This window comes from Roseovarius tolerans (assembly GCF_028885395.1).
Classification (GTDB): Bacteria; Pseudomonadota; Alphaproteobacteria; order Rhodobacterales; family Rhodobacteraceae; genus Roseovarius; species Roseovarius tolerans.
In genome coordinates, this window is the sequence record NZ_CP118494.1 from 1,371,634 (window position 1) to 1,385,634 (window position 14,001).

Annotated in this window: 11 protein-coding genes and 1 tRNA gene; 10 read left to right on the plus strand and 2 right to left on the minus strand. The window is 64.7% G+C overall.

The features are described 5' to 3' along the window. Window positions 1–63: 63 nt before the first annotated feature. Window positions 64–1,167: a mandelate racemase/muconate lactonizing enzyme family protein gene (locus tag PVU19_RS06750; protein ID WP_050661979.1), complete on the minus strand. Its 1,104-nt coding sequence runs from the start codon at window positions 1,165–1,167 to the stop codon at window positions 64–66. A gap of 119 nt (window positions 1,168–1,286) precedes the next feature. On the opposite strand from PVU19_RS06750, the gene pdxR reads away from it, so the two are divergent. The 10 genes from pdxR to PVU19_RS06800 all read left to right on the plus strand — a co-directional run bounded on the left by pdxR (window position 1,287) and on the right by PVU19_RS06800 (window position 13,572). After that, window positions 1,287–2,765 (plus strand): MocR-like pyridoxine biosynthesis transcription factor PdxR, encoded by a 1,479-nt coding sequence (gene pdxR / locus PVU19_RS06755; RefSeq protein ID WP_050661980.1) that lies wholly within the window; start codon window positions 1,287–1,289, stop codon window positions 2,763–2,765. Between the two features lie 137 nt (window positions 2,766–2,902). Continuing rightward, window positions 2,903–4,210 carry an NAD(P)/FAD-dependent oxidoreductase gene (locus tag PVU19_RS06760; protein ID WP_050661981.1) on the plus strand — a complete coding sequence of 436 codons (1,308 nt, stop codon included), beginning with the start codon at window positions 2,903–2,905 and terminating at the stop codon, window positions 4,208–4,210. Between the two features lie 220 nt (window positions 4,211–4,430). Then, on the plus strand, window positions 4,431–5,471 hold the full coding sequence (locus tag PVU19_RS06765; RefSeq protein ID WP_050661982.1) for an ABC transporter substrate-binding protein: 1,041 nt from the start codon (window positions 4,431–4,433) through the stop codon (window positions 5,469–5,471). 64 nt (window positions 5,472–5,535) lie between these two features. Continuing rightward, window positions 5,536–6,639 carry an ABC transporter ATP-binding protein gene (locus PVU19_RS06770; RefSeq protein WP_050662036.1) on the plus strand — a complete coding sequence of 368 codons (1,104 nt, stop codon included), beginning with the start codon at window positions 5,536–5,538 and terminating at the stop codon, window positions 6,637–6,639. Between the two features lies 1 nt (window position 6,640). Continuing rightward, window positions 6,641–7,525 (plus strand): ABC transporter permease, encoded by an 885-nt coding sequence (locus PVU19_RS06775; RefSeq protein ID WP_050661983.1) that lies wholly within the window; start codon window positions 6,641–6,643, stop codon window positions 7,523–7,525. Beyond that, window positions 7,525–8,361, plus strand: coding sequence for an ABC transporter permease (locus PVU19_RS06780; protein WP_050661984.1), 837 nt, complete (start codon window positions 7,525–7,527; stop codon window positions 8,359–8,361). The genes PVU19_RS06775 and PVU19_RS06780 overlap by 1 nt, the downstream gene beginning before the upstream one ends. Before the next feature lie 41 nt (window positions 8,362–8,402). Continuing rightward, window positions 8,403–8,768, plus strand: coding sequence for a cupin domain-containing protein (locus tag PVU19_RS06785; RefSeq protein WP_050661985.1), 366 nt, complete (start codon window positions 8,403–8,405; stop codon window positions 8,766–8,768). 30 nt (window positions 8,769–8,798) lie between these two features. Continuing rightward, window positions 8,799–10,442, plus strand: a complete 1,644-nt coding sequence (locus PVU19_RS06790; protein WP_050661986.1) for a GMC family oxidoreductase — start codon at window positions 8,799–8,801, stop codon at window positions 10,440–10,442. A gap of 93 nt (window positions 10,443–10,535) precedes the next feature. Continuing rightward, entirely contained in the window at window positions 10,536–11,408 is an 873-nt protein-coding gene (locus tag PVU19_RS06795; protein WP_235575714.1) for a LysR family transcriptional regulator, read from the plus strand. Window positions 11,409–11,499: 91 nt separating this feature from the next. Further along, window positions 11,500–13,572 (plus strand): acetate--CoA ligase family protein, encoded by a 2,073-nt coding sequence (locus PVU19_RS06800; RefSeq protein WP_082237456.1) that lies wholly within the window; start codon window positions 11,500–11,502, stop codon window positions 13,570–13,572. 276 nt (window positions 13,573–13,848) lie between these two features. Here PVU19_RS06800 and PVU19_RS06805 read toward each other — a convergent pair. Then, window positions 13,849–13,923 (minus strand) — tRNA-Glu (locus PVU19_RS06805). Window positions 13,924–14,001: the final 78 nt, after the last annotated feature.

A 14,001-nucleotide genomic window follows, 5' to 3' on the forward strand; every position in this document is an offset into this window, starting at 1 on the left:
ATCCGGAAGAGGGAACGGTTGACCGCCGGATCGTGCCGTCCGCGCGGTCCGCGTCCTGTGCCGTCAAACCGCCTCGGTTACCCGGTATTGCGCCTTTGCCAGCCACTCGGGGCTGACCTCGACCCCCCAGCCGGGGGCGTCGGTCACCGTGGCATGCCCGTCCTCGAGCCGGTAGGGGTCAGAGGTGAAGAGACCCTGTTGCCAGGGGTAGTAGTCCAGCCCCTCGATCGAAAATTCCAGATACTTCCCGGCATTCGGGATCGCCCGCAGCAGGTGCATCGTGAACAGCGTCACCATCGACAGGTTGGCCGCGTGCGGCGTCACCGGCAGGCCCGCAGCCTCGGCCATGCGCGCCACGCGCAGGGTGCGCGACAAGCCGCCCAGATAGCAGATATCGGGCTGGATCACATCGACGACGCGGTCGCCGATCATGGTCTGCCAGCGTTCAATCATGCAATCCTGCTCGCCACCGGTGATGTCGATCCCGAGCGCGTCGGTCACTTCCTTCGTCTGCGCGAACTCCCAATAGGGGCAGGGTTCCTCATAGTGCGAGATGCCGTTGTCCTGCAGCATCCGCCCGACCTCGATGGCGCGGGCGGGGGAGTAGCAGGAATTGGCATCGACCAGCAGGGCCACGTCGTCGCCCATGGCGCGGCGCATGGTCGGCACGATCTCTTCGGTGCGGCCGGGCCATTCGTCGCGGTCGCGCCCGACCTCTGCGCCGATGCGGAACTTGAAGGCGTCAAACCCGTGCGTGTCGCGCAGCCGCAGCAGGCGCGCGGCCTCATCCTTTGGCGTGATATCGCGCTTCATCGACGAGCCATAGGCGCGGACCCGGCCCGGCGTGCCGCCGATCAGGGCGCAGACCGGCTTGCCCGCGCGCCGCCCGCGCATGTCCCAAAGCGCTGTGTCGACCCCGCCCATGGCCCGGCGCAGATAGGCACCGGGGAACTTGTGCTCGCGGTCGCGCACGAGGTCGAGCATCGGGTCGATGTCATCGCAGTCGAGCCCGAGCACATGCAGCGCGACCTGCCGATGCAGCACCTGCGCGGTGATATCGGCGCAGTAGGGGGCGACTTGCCCCCAGCCCTGCGCCCCGTCTTCGGTGGTCGCCCGGACGAAACAGACGAATTCGTTGGAAAAAGTTTCAAGTTTGACGAGTTTCATGAGGCTTCACCGGTGTTTGCCGACCGAGACGGGCGGGTCCTGAAAACGCTGGCGAAAAAACGGAATGCCAGATATATCCATTTCCACATTTTCCCCAGACCAATTGACGGGAGGCGACCGTGAAACATGCCGCTGGCGCCTTGTTGTCCTCGATCCGGCTGGACCGGTCGCTGCGGCGCAGCGTCAGCGTGCAGCTTTATATGGCGCTGCGCGACATGATCCTGTCGGGCGCGCTGAGGGCTGCGGATCGGTTGCCTGCGACCCGGACTCTGGCCAAGGAAATCGGGGTGTCGCGCACCACGGTCATTGACGCCATCGACAGGCTGGTCGCCGAAGGCATGCTGGTGTCGCGCATCGGGGCAGGCACCTTCGTCAGCGAAACGCTGGACAGTCAGACGCTGACCGCCGCGCCCCGACTGGGGGCGGACGTCGGCGGGCAGAAACCGCGGGTATCCCATGTCATCAGCCAGGCCCAGAACCGCTATGCGCAACGCGCGTGGCTGCCGCACAAGCCGCGCGCCTTCGTCACCGCGCTGCCTGCGCTCGACGCCTTTCCGATGGCCCATTGGGCGCGGCTGTCGGCGCGGCATTTGCGGGGCGGGCGCAGTGATGTGATGGGCTATGGACAGCCCAAGGGGCTCGACGCGCTTCGACGGGCGATTGCCACACATCTCGGGGCGCTCAAGGGGATAAAATGTCACCCGGAGCAGGTGTTCATCACCTCCGGCGCGCAACATGCCTTTTCGCTGATCGGGCGGCTCTTGCTCAATCCCGGTGATCGGGTCTGGATGGAGAACCCCGGTGCCTCGGGGGCGCGCAACGCGTTTCTGTCCGAAGGGGCCGAACTGGTCCCGGTGGAGGTCGACGACCAGGGCTTGGTCGTGTCGGACGGATTGGCCAAGGCACCGCATTTCCGGCTGGCATTTGTCACGCCATCGCATCAGCAACCGCTTGGCCATGTCATGTCATTGCCCCGCAGGCTGGAATTGTTGCAGGCGGCGGAACAGGCGCAGGCGCTGATTATCGAGGACGATTACGACGGTGAATTCTATTATGGCAATACGCCGCGCCCCGCGCTGCGCAGTATCGATGCGACCGGGCGGGTGATCTATGTCGGCACCTTTTCCAAGTCGCTGTTTCCGTCGCTGCGGTTGGGATTCGCCCTGGTGCCCGAGCGCATGGTCGAGGCGTTCGAGCGGATGTTCGACACATGGGCCAGCGGGCCGTCCACCGCGACGCAGGCGATTGTTGCGGAGTTCATGGACGAGGGCCATTTCGCGACGCATATCCGCCTGATGCGCCAGCTTTACAAGGCGCGCTACGAGGCCCTGCAGGACGCCGCGCGCAGCTTGCCGGACACCATTCGCCTGCAAGAGACGACCAGCGGCTTTCACACACCTGCGTTTTTCGACAGGCGGGTGGACGAAGCCGAGGTGGTGGCGCAGGCGGCGGCACAGGGGGTGACGCTTGCTCCGCTGGGCCGCTACTGCCTGTCGGCGATCCCGCAAACCGGCCTTGTCTTCGGATTTGGCTGTACGACCCCCGAGGATATCGCGCGCGGTATCGGCGTTCTGCGCGATCTGCCGGTTCTGCGCTAGGCAGGCAGGCCGGATTGGTCTGAAAAGTTTTGTCATATTGGATATGAAGCGCGGGCCAATCTTGGCCTAGCGTTCCAACCTGAGCCTGCGGACGGGGGATGTCCCGCCGGGGCCGAAGGAGCGCCGAGTTCAAACGCATGCAACTGTCAGATATCAGGCAAAGCCCCTATTGGCATGATCAGATCGGCGCGCCGCCGACGCTGCCGACCGGGCTGCCGAAGACGGTCGATGTCCTGATCGTCGGGGCGGGCTATACCGGGTTGAGTGCAGCGATCACGACGGCGCGCGGCGGGCGCTCGACGCTTGTGCTGGATGCGGAAGATCCCGGCTATGGATGCAGCACCCGCAACGGCGGGCAGATCAGCACCAGCGTCAAGCCATCGCTGGACAAGTTGGCCGCGAAATTCGGCGTGGAGCGCGCAAGAGGCATCCGTATGGAGGGGGCCAAGGCGCTGACATGGATCGGCGATTTCATCGCGGATGAGGGGCTGGACTGCGATTTTCGCCGGGTCGGACGGTTTCATGCCGCGCACACGCCGCAGCATTACGAGGCCCTTGTTCGCGACGCCGAGAAAATGCGCCAGCGCGAGAATATCGAGAGCTTTGCCGTGCCGCGCCACGAGCAGCGCAGCCAGTTGGGCACCGATGCCTATTTCGGAGGTGTCGTGTTTTCGGCGCATTGCTCGGTCCATCCGGGCAAGTTTCACCGTGAATTGCTGCGCCTTGCCCTTGGGGAGAGGGTGCAGGTGTTGGGCCAGTGCCGGGTGACGCGGATCGCGCGCACCGCGTCGGGGTTCCGGGTGCAAACCGCCAAGGGGCCGGTCGAGGCCCGGGATGTGATCGTCGCGACGAATGGCTATACCACCGCGCTGACGCCGTGGCTGCAACGCCGGGTGATCCCCATCGGCAGCTATATCATCGCCACCGAGGAACTGCCCGAAGCCACCATCGACACGCTCTTTCCCGGCGACCGCATCGCCAGCGACACCTGCAAGGTGGTCTATTACTACCGCGCCTCGCCCGACCGGCGGCGCGTGCTCTTCGGCGGGCGTGTATCGGCCTCCGAGACGACGCCGCTGGCCGGTGCCGCGCGGCTGCGGCAGGACATGTGCCGCATCTTCCCCGAACTGGAGGGCGTCGGGCTGTCACATGCCTGGAGCGGGACCGTCGCCTACAGTTTCGACGAACTGGCCCATACCGGCGTGCATGACGGCGTGCATTACGCGATGGGGTACTGCGGCTCGGGCGTGTCGATGGCCCCGTATCTGGGCATGCGGGCCGGGCAAAAGGTTCTGGGCCGGCGCGAGGGCGTCACGGCCTATGACGGTCTGCCGTTTCCGACGCGCCCGCTCTATCAGGGAAAGCCATGGTTTCTGCCCGCCGCGGTGGCCTGGTATCGCTGGAACGACCAACGACAGTTTCGCAAGGCAATAGGTATGAGTTGACGGCCCGGGCAGGGCGCGCAGAGCCGCGTTTGCACCGGTATTAACGGATCGAAACCAAGGTTAAGAAATCGAAATTTCATTTGCTCCGATCGTGCCAGCACAATTGTGACAGATGGATGTAGAGACGGTGCCTTGTCTGCCCCGCGACTGATGGGCAAACGGCAAGCCCGGAAGAACTATAAAAACCATAAGGCCATAAAACCATAAGGGAGGAAAATTGATGAAAACGAAAACAATCCTGACACTCTCCGCCGCACTCATGGCGACCACCGCGATGGCGGCGGACAAGAGCGTGACCATCGCATCCTGGGGCGGCTCCTACCAGGAGGCGCAGAGCAAGGCGCTGTTCGAACCCGCCGCCGCCAATACCGGCATTGAGGTCAAGCAGGAAACCTATGGCGGCATGTCGGATGTGCGGCTTCAGGTGCAGACCGGGCAGGTGACGCTCGATATCGTGGCCAGCGGCTCTGGCTCGGCGGCGCGTGCGGCGGCCGAGGGGCTGCTGGAGAAACTCGATTACAGCGTGATCGACGTCTCGACCTTCTATCCCTCGCTCTATAGCGATTACTGTGTCGGCGGCGACGTGTTCTCGACCGTCTATGCCTGGAACACCAATACCTACGGCGAGGACGGGCCGCAAAGCTGGGCGGATTTCTGGGATATCGAGAAATTCCCCGGCAGTCGCGCCTATCGCGGCAGCGTGGCGGGTGCGCTGGAACCGGCGCTGATGGCCGATGGCGTGGCCCCCGAGGATGTCTACGCCATGCTCGACAGTGAAGAGGGCATCGAGCGTGCGATCGACAAGATCCGCGAACTCAAGCCGAATATCTCGGTCTTCTGGTCCTCTGGCGCGCAGCACGCACAGTTGATGAAGGATGGCGAGGTCGATATGGCCACAGGCTGGAATGGCCGGTTCGACAATGCGCGGGCGGACGGTGGCAAGGTGGCCTATTCCTTCAACCAGGCGCTGCTGGATTACGATTGCTTCGGCATCCCGAAAGGCGCGCCCAACAAGGATACGGCGATGGAATTCCTCGCGGAGATTTCCAAGGCCGAGTATCAGGACGACCTGCCGAAATACATCACCTACGGCCCGACCAACAAGGCCGCCTACGACACCGGAGAGATCACCGCCGAGGTGGCGGCGGGGCTGCCCTCGTCGCCCGATAACGCGGCGTTGCAGCTGCCGATTTCGCTGGACTGGTATGCCAAGTGGGAAACCATCGCCGCCGAGATGTACCAGGAGATGCTGACCGAGTAAGACGGTCCATCCGATGAAATCCGAAAGCGGGCGCTGCGGCGCCCGCTGGTTTCCCGAACGAAGATTGCGAGGGTTTGCCGTGACGTCCCGAAACTCCGACGCGTTGCCGATCTCGATCAGGAACGTCACCAAGACCTATGGCGCCGTCCACGCGTTGAACGATGTGTCGCTCGAGGTCGAAAGCGGTGAATTCCTGACCCTGCTGGGCCCCTCGGGGTCGGGCAAGACTACGCTCCTGATGGTGCTCGCGGGCTTTACCCGGCCTGATTGCGGCAGCCTGAAATTCGGTGATCGCGAAGTGATCCGCACCCCGCCGCATCTGCGTGACGTGGGCATGACCTTTCAAAGCTACGCCCTTTTTCCGCATATGACGGTCGCGGGCAATGTCGGCTATCCGCTGAAACTGCGCAAGGTGTCCAAGCCCGACATCGCCGCCCGCGTCGAGGCCGCGCTGGACACCGTGCAACTGGGCGGCTTTGGCGACCGGCGGATCGACCAGCTTTCGGGCGGGCAGCGCCAGCGTGTCGCGGTGGCCCGTGCCATCGTGTTCGAGCCGCGCATCCTGTTGATGGACGAGCCGCTCTCGGCGCTCGACAAGAAACTGCGCGATCAGATGCAGATCGAACTGCGCCACCTGCATGAAAAACTGGGCATGACCACGGTCTATGTCACCCATGACCAGCGCGAGGCGCTGACCATGTCGGACCGGATCGCGGTGGTGAATCACGGGCGGATCATGCAACTGGCGACGCCGCGCGACCTCTATGAACGTCCCGCCAACCGCTTCGTGGCCGATTTCATCGGTGAATCCACCTTTCTGCCGGTATCTCGTCAGGGTGAGACGATCCTGTTCGACGGTCAGCCCTTGCTGCACGATATTCCCGCACCCGCCACCGACAACCTGTCACTGATGGTGCGCCCCGAACGTGTGGTGCTATCGCGCGAGGGGCCGCGCGAGGGGGCCAACAACTTTGCCGCCACCGCGACCGACGTGGTCTATCAGGGCGACAGCTACCTTCTGCATGCCGCGCTGGCCAGTGGTGGCCAAATCGTGCTGCGCGGCGCGATGCGCGGGGCCAATGTCACGTCGCTGCCATCGGTCGGAGACGCGCTGACCCTGTGTCTGGCCCCCGAGGATACCGTCCTGATCGACGGGAGCGAGCAGTAGGATGCAGGCGCTGCGCACAAACGAGGCGGGCCTGAGACGCGACGAATGGCTGGAACGGCTCAAGCTGTTTGGCCTCGGCTCACCGGCGATCCTGCTGATCCTGATCATTCTGGTCATCCCGGTGGGCTGGCTGTTTTATGTCTCGTTCATCGGCGCCGATGGCACGTTTTCGCTGGAAAATTACGAGCGGATGCTGAGGCGCAAATCCTATGCGCGGATATTCCAGACCACCTTCGAGGTCAGTTTCCTGACCACGGGCCTGTGCATCCTGATCGGCTATCCGCTGGCCTATTTCATCTCGGGCCTGCCCAACCGGATCGCCAACCTGTGCCTGATCACGGTGCTGTTGCCGTTCTGGACCTCGCTTCTGGTGCGCACCTATGCATGGCTGGTGCTGTTGCAGAAACGCGGGCTGGTGAATGAATGGGCGATGTCGCTGGGGCTGTGGGACGAGCCGATCAAGATGGTCCACAACATGACCGGCACGCTGATCGGCATGGTCCATATCATGCTGCCCTTTCTGATATTGCCGGTCTATGGCGCGATGCGGGCGATCGACGGCGACCTGATGAAGGCGGCCAGCAATCTGGGTGCGAGCCCGCGGCACGCCTTCTGGACGGTGTTCTTTCCGCTGACCTTGCCGGGCCTCTTTGCCGGGTCGCTGATGGTGTTCATCCTGTGCCTTGGCTTTTTCGTCACCCCGGCGGTGCTGGGCGGTGGCAAGGTCATCATGGTGTCGATGAAGATCGTCTCGAATATCGAGTTGTTCGTGAACTGGGGTGCGGCCAGCGCGCTGGGGGTGGTGCTGCTGGTCTCGACGGTGGCGATCCTCTGGATCGCGTCGCGGTTCCTGAACCTTGAAAAGATGACCGGGGGAGGGCACTGATGCTGCGCTGGTTCCGAAGCCCCGCGACCGAAACCCAGATCACCCATGGCCAGCGGCTGTGGCTCTACGTGCTTGCGGTCGTCATCATGATCCTGCTGGTCACCCCGACCCTGATCGTGATCCCGATGTCCTTCTCCGACAGCCAGTATCTGGAGTTTCCGCCCGACACATGGTCGATGCGCTGGTACGATCACTATTTCGGCTCGCCTGAATGGATGCGGGCGACGGTCACCTCGTTCAAGGCGGCCATCCTGACCATGCTGCTTGCCACGCCCATCGGCGTGCTGGCGGCCTACGGGTTGCATTGCTCGAAGGTGCGCTTTGTGCGCGCGGCCTTTGTGCTGATGATCACGCCGATGATGGTGCCGGTGGTGCTGGTCGCGATTGGGGCATTCTATGCCTATGTGCAGTTGCAGATCCTCTACACGCTGACCGGGCTGGTGCTGGCGCATACGGTGCTGGCCCTGCCGCTGGTGGTGATCGTCACCGGATCGGCGCTCAAGGGCTATGACATGAGCCAGGAGGCCGCCGCGCGCAGCCTCGGCGCGCCGCGCTGGAAGGCGTTTCTGACCGTGACCCTGCCGCAGATCCGCTTTGCTGTCGTCACCAGCGCGTTGCTGGCCTTTCTGACCTCGTTCGACGAGGTGGTCGTGGCGATGTTCATCTCGGGGGGTGACAACCCGACGCTGACGCGCAACATGTTCAATGCCCTGCGCGACCAGATCGACCCGACGATCGCCTCGATCTCGACCATCATGATCCTCGTGACCACGGGGATGATGGTGCTGGCGCAGCTCTTCGGGCAGCAAAAAGAGCCAACGCGACCGAAAGACTGAATGTGCCCTGACGCGCACCCCTGCATCCAGAAAGTCCGACCATGATAGACCTGCAGACCTTTGCCGATCTCGCCTCCGTTCCGCTGGGGGCCTTCGCCGACAAACCGACATCCCTGACCCAAGGCCAGACTGAGGCATCAGCCGTGCTGTGGACCTCAGAGGAGGGCCGGACCAAGATCGGTGTCTGGGAATGCACGCCGGGCCGGTTCACCGCCGACAGGTCTGCTGCGGGGGAATACTGCTATATCCTGTCCGGGCGGGCCACGGTCACCAACGCCGATGGCAGTGGCAGCCGCGACATCGGGCCGGGCGACCTGCTGGTGCTGCCGCAGGGCTGGACCGGGGAGTGGGTGATCCACGAGCATATGCGCAAACTTTTTGTCCTTAGCGCGGACCCCGCTCTCTAGATGTCCGGCGCAAGAGGGCCTGAGCCCGCAATGACCGAATACGATTTCATCGTCGTGGGTGCCGGATCGGCGGGCTGCGTTCTGGCCAATCGGCTGAGTGAGAGCGGCCGGTTCAGCGTGCTGCTGGTTGAGGCGGGTGGCAGCGATCTGAATTTCTGGATCTGGATGCCGATCGGCTATGGCAAGACCTTCTACAAGCCCTCGGTCAACTGGATGTACCACACCGAGCCCGACCCGGCGCTTAACGGGCGGGTGTCCTACTGGCCGCGCGGCAAGGTTCTGGGCGGATCGAGCTCGATCAACGCGATGGTCTATATCCGGGGGCAGGCGCGTGATTTCGACGAGTGGAAGGCGATGGGCAATCCCGGCTGGGGCTGGGGGGACGTGCTGCCCTATTTCCGCAAGTCCGAGACCAATGACCGTGGCGGCGATGCGTTTCGCGGTGACAGCGGGCCGGTTCATATCGCGACCATGGACCGCGACCTGCACCCGCTCTGCCACGATTTCATCGCCGCCGGGAAAGAGCTTCAGTTCCCGCACAACGCCGATTTCAACGGGGCCGGGCAGGAGGGTGTGGGCACCTATCAGAATACCGCCCGTGCCGGAATGCGCATGTCGACCGCGCGCGCCTATCTGCGTCCGGCGCGGCACCGCGCCAACCTGCGGGTCGAGACGCATGCGCTGGCCGAACGGGTACTGTGCGAGGGCAGGCAGGCGGTCGGGCTGCGGTATCGGCAGAACGGTCAAATCGTTGAGGCGCATGCCCGCCGCGAGGTGATCCTGTCGGCCGGAGCTGTCAACTCGCCGCAACTTCTGCAAGTGTCGGGCATCGGCCCCGGCGCGCTGCTGGCGGCGAAGGGGGTCGGGGTGGTGCACGCGCTCGACGGGGTGGGGCGGAATTTGCAGGACCATCTCGGCCTTGACTATCTCTACCGCTCACGGGTGCCGACCCTGAACACTCAGCTTTACCCGTGGTATGGCAAGCTCTGGCACGGGCTGCGCTATGTTCTGACCCGGCGCGGGCCGCTGTCGCTTGGCGTCAATCAGGCGGGCGGCTTCGTGCGGTCGCGTCCGGGGCTCGAGCATCCGAACATGCAACTTTTCTTCTCGCCGGTGAGCTATACCAAGGCGCCGCCGGGCAAGCGCCCGCTGATGAATCCCGACCCGTTTCCGGGGTTTCTGCTGGGCGTGCAGCCAACCCGACCGACCAGCCGGGGCCATTTGGAAATCCGCTCGCCGGACCCGTCCGAGGCCCCGGCGATCTACCCCAATTACCTCGCCACCGATATCGACCTTCAGGAAATGCTCGAAGGCGCGCGGCTGATGCGGCGCTTTGCCGAAGCCCCGGCGCTGGCCCGGCTGATCGAGGCCGAACTTCTGCCCGGCCCGCATGTGCAGAGCGAAGACGATCTGATCGCCGATGTCAGGAACCGGGCCGGAACCGTGTTCCACCCGGTCAGCACCTGCCGGATGGGGCCCGATGCGCGGCACGACGTGGTCGATGCGCGCCTGCGGGTGCACGGGATGGGCGGGCTGCGCGTGGTCGATGCCTCGATCTTTCCGACGCTGACCTCGGGCAACACCAATGCCCCGGCGATCATGGTCGGCGAAAAGGGCGCGGATATGATCCTCGAGGATTGCGGGTCAGGCGAGTCGTGCCAAGGCCGCAGTTAACAAAACAGTAATTTGTCTAGCGGCGTATTCCGGTTTCCTTATAGTGACGGCATGCACCTTAAGCTGCGCCATCTCGAGGTTTTCCACGCCGTCATGGAAGAGGGCTCCGTCTCCAAGGCGGCGGATCGGCTGTATCTGACGCAACCGGCGATCAGCATCGCGCTGTCGCGGCTCGAGGACATGCTGGGCTTTCCGCTGTTCCATCGCTCCAAGGGTCATTTCGCGCCGCGCCCCGAGGCCTATCTGCTGCATATGGATGCGGAACTGTCGATCCTCGCGGTCGAGCAGTTTTCCAACCGGGCGCGGCTGATCAAGCAGGGGGGCACCGGATTGCTGCGCGTGGGGGCCATCGGTGCGGCGGCCTTCGGGCTGATGCCGGGGCTGGTGGCGCGCTACACGGCGGACAACCCGCTGGTCGAGATCGACCTGAGCGTGCGCAGTTCGCACCAGATTTCCTATCTTGTCGGCAACGGGCAATGCGATATCGGGCTGGTCGAGGCCCCGGTCGCCGCGCCATCGCTGGTGGCCGAGCAGTTTTCGCTGCCCTGCGTCTGCATTTTCCCCGCAGGATCGGAACTCGAAGCCAAGGCGCAGATCACGCCCGCCGATCTCGCGCAGCACCGGCTGATCGGCATTCAGGACAGCAACCAGGTGGATCGCCAGCTGCGCGCGGTCTGCGCCGGGGCGGGGTTTGAGATGCGCGCGCCCGTCCATGGCTTCTTCTTTGCCGTCGTGCGCCGGATGGTGGCCGAGGGTGCGGGCATCGCCATCGTGGATGCGCTGAACGGCTGCCTGCCGCCGCAGGACGGGGTCATCTGGCGACCCTTCACCCCCGAGATCCGCTATGACACCGCCCTGATCGTGAAGGCCGGGGCCGAGTTGTCGCTGCCCGCGCGCGCCTTTATCCAGATAATCCGCAACGAGATGCAGGCACGCGGTAAATTGCCGGACATGGCGACGGTATAAGCCGGGTAAATCCCTCGTTTCCAATTCGGAATTTCAACTGCCCGCCGGTTGCGACCAATATCCGGTCTGATCCAACCCGAGAGGCTGTGGCGTGCAGGACCAGAACGTTCCGAGATCGGCGATGACGGCGCTGCTGGCCCCGAAATCCATCGCCCTTGTCGGCGTCTCGGACCGTGCGGATTCGTACGGTCATGCGCTGGACCGGATGGTCACTCAAGGCGGGTATGCCGGGCGGATCATGCGGGTCAATCCGCGTCTTGCCGCGCAGTCGGATGGCCGGGTCGCCGCCACGCTGGCCGACCTTCCCGAGAGGCCCGAGCATGTCGTGCTGTCGCTGGCCACCGCGCGGGTCGAGGCTGCGGTCGATGAGGCGCTGACCGCCGGGGTGCGCGCCCTGACGATCTTTTCGGAATGCCCCGACGCTTTCATGCGCCAGCGGATCGGTGACCGGGTCCGGGCGGCGGGCGCGGCGCTTTGCGGGCCCAACAGCATGGGCGTGCACAACATCGCGCTGGGCCTCAGGGTCACGCCCTTTCCGGTGCCGCTCGATCTCAAACCGGGCGGCGTCGGGTTGATCGCGCAATCCGGCTCGATCCTCGGGGCGCTGATGAACAACGACCGGCGGCTGCGGTTCTCGCAGGCGGTCAGCACCGGCTCGGAAACCGTCACCACCGCCGCCGATTACCTGCGCTGGATGGTCGACCGGCCGGAAACCCGGACCGTCGGCCTGTTTCTCGAAACTGTGCGCGACCCCGAGGGTTTCATCGCGGCGATGGAGGCGGCGGCGGTGCGCGACATCCCGGTCGTGATCCTGAAAATCGGTCGCTCCGCGCTGGGCGCGCGCATGGCGATCTCGCATACCGGCGCGCTGGTCGGCGATGACGACGTGTTCCGCGCGCTGGTGCGGCGGCTGGGCGGTCATATGGCGGGCTCGCTTGACGAGATGGCGGCGATGCTGGCCATGTTCGCGCAAGGACGGCGCGCGACCGCGCCGGGCATCGCCTCGATCCACGATTCGGGCGGCGAGCGCGAGTTGATGGCCGATATGGCCGAGGATCACGGCCTTTCCTACGCTGCGCTCTCCTGTGAAACCAAGGCGGCGATCCAGTTGGGGCTCGAACCCGGCAAGTCTGCCGAGAACCCGCTCGACGCCTGGGGCACGGGGCAGGGGGCGCAAGGCACCTACACCCGCGCGGTCACGGCGATGATGGCGGATGAGAGCGTGGGCACCGGGCTCTATGTGCTCAACTGGCGCGGCAACTACTACCTGCACGAGATGCATGCCTGCGCATTGCAAGATGCGTTTCGCCAGACCGACAAACCGCTTGCCGCCGTGTCGAACTTCTCGCGCAGCGATGACGCGGCGCTGGCCGAGCGGTTCGCCGATCTGGGCATTCCCCTGATCAGCGGCATGCAGAATGCGCTGGCGGCCGTGCGCGCATTGCACGATCACGGCCCGGTTGCCCGGTTTCGCGCCCCCGAACCACCGCACCCCCGCGCGACGCACTGGCGTTCGGCGCTTTGTGGCCGCGACTGGATCGGCGAGGCCGAGGGATACGCGCTTTTTTCGGACTACGGCATCGCCTGCCCGGCGCATGGCCTGGCCGGGTCACGGGACGACGCGCAGGCGATCGCCCGAAAGATCGGGGGGGCCGTCGTTCTCAAGACCGCGCAGCCGGGGCTGTCGCACAAATCGGATTGTGACGGGGTCAAGCCCGGCCTTGCAACCGCGCAGGCCGTTGCGGATGCATATGATGATCTGACGGCGCGGTTTCACGGTCAGATTCTGGTCGCCGACATGGTTGCACCGGGTGTCGAATGGTCGTTGGGCGCGATCAATGATCCCGATTTCGGTCCGGCGGTGCGCATTGCACCCGGTGGCCAATTCGTGGACCTGCTGGACGAACACGTCCTGCTGATGGTCCCGTTCACGGCCGCCGAGGCCGCAACGGCGATCACCCGGTTGCGCGCCGCCCGCGTGTTGTCGGGGTATCGCGGGGGCGCCCGCCTTGCCGCCGAGGCGCTGGCCGATGCCGCCGCCGCGCTGTCGCGTCTGGCCTGGGACCTGCGCGACACTATGGCCGAAGTCGAGATCAACCCGGTCATCGTGGGCAGGCAAACCGCGACGGCCGTCGATGCGGTCATCCGCACCCGCGTTTCGTAAAAAACATCCGGATGCCGCGCGCCCGGATGTGGCGGGGATGGTCCGTGTCAGCAAGGTCGATGCTCGTGACGCGCAACAAAATGGCAAATCGCGGCGCGCCAGAAATCCAAGCGTCTGCGGCCCCGGCACCGCTCGCACGCCGCATTCCGGATCAACGACCATCCGGACCCTCAGAGCGCCAAAACGATCACGCGCAACATCGACGGCGCGCACCACAACACCGGCGCGACACATGCGCACCGGACCTCTATCGACCTTGGGGAAATCCTGAGAAAGTGGCAGCCCGTAGGGGAATCGAACCCCTCTTTCCAGGTTGAAAACCTGGCGTCCTAACCGATAGACGAACGGGCCAGCGCTGCTGTGGGGGGTAACTAGGCAAATCCGGACCGGCGCGCAAGAGGGATTTTACGAAAACTTGGCGCTGTTTCG

Excerpts from the sequence above, each read along its gene's own strand:
- PVU19_RS06775 (WP_050661983.1), top strand. The coding sequence starts at position 6,641 with ATGCAGGCGCTGCGCACAAACGAGGCGGGCCTGAGACGCGACGAATGG.
- PVU19_RS06795 (WP_235575714.1), top strand. The coding sequence starts at position 10,536 with ATGGAAGAGGGCTCCGTCTCCAAGGCGGCGGATCGGCTGTATCTGACG.
- PVU19_RS06760 (WP_050661981.1), top strand. The coding sequence starts at position 2,903 with ATGCAACTGTCAGATATCAGGCAAAGCCCCTATTGGCATGATCAGATC.
- PVU19_RS06765 (WP_050661982.1), top strand. The coding sequence starts at position 4,431 with ATGAAAACGAAAACAATCCTGACACTCTCCGCCGCACTCATGGCGACC.
- PVU19_RS06790 (WP_050661986.1), top strand. The coding sequence starts at position 8,799 with ATGACCGAATACGATTTCATCGTCGTGGGTGCCGGATCGGCGGGCTGC.
- PVU19_RS06750 (WP_050661979.1), bottom strand. The coding sequence starts at position 1,167 with ATGAAACTCGTCAAACTTGAAACTTTTTCCAACGAATTCGTCTGTTTC.
- PVU19_RS06785 (WP_050661985.1), top strand. The coding sequence starts at position 8,403 with ATGATAGACCTGCAGACCTTTGCCGATCTCGCCTCCGTTCCGCTGGGG.
- PVU19_RS06780 (WP_050661984.1), top strand. The coding sequence starts at position 7,525 with ATGCTGCGCTGGTTCCGAAGCCCCGCGACCGAAACCCAGATCACCCAT.